The organism is Novosphingobium sp. 11B (assembly GCF_054589055.1).
Genome location: NZ_BAAILP010000291.1, coordinates 1 through 536 on the forward strand (window position 1 = coordinate 1; position 536 = coordinate 536).

The 536-nt window shown below is 65.7% G+C and carries 1 protein-coding gene; it reads left to right on the forward strand.

The window, feature by feature from the left end; genetic code table 11:
* Positions 1 to 182: 182 nt before the first annotated feature.
* Positions 183 to 536: endonuclease/exonuclease/phosphatase family protein (locus tag ACYPYD_RS25170; protein ID WP_459666218.1), on the forward strand; the 354-nt coding region annotated here is incomplete at its 3' end.

Here is a 536-nt window from a genome sequence, read left to right on the forward strand (position 1 = left end):
CATGCCGGGCTGCGAACGGCACCGTTCTCGCTCCGGCCTGAGCCAATCCTGACCCAAGAAAAGCACACGCATCCTCCCCGGAACGGGGAGGGGGACCATCCGCAGGATGGTGGAGGGGCACCCTCGGTTTACGCGAGGTCGGGGACTGGCAATTCCCGCAGGCGATGCCTAAAGCCACGCGCATGAAGATCGCCACCTGGAACATCAATTCCGTCCGCCTGCGCATCGACCAGGTCGAACGTTTCCTCACCGAGCAGGCCCCCGACGTGCTGTGCCTGCAGGAGATCAAGGTGGCGGAACCTTTGTTCCCCCACGAGATGTTCGAGCGCCTCGGCTACACCCACCGCGCCATCCACGGCCAGAAGGGCTATCACGGCGTCGCGACTGTCTCGAAAGTGCCGTTCCGCGACTTCTCGAAGCACGACTGGCAGGACAATGGCGAGGCCCGCCACATCGGCGTCGAACTGCTCGGCCCCGGGCAGGGCATGGTGCTGGAGAACGTCTACATCCCGGCGGGCGGCGACGTCGCCGACCGC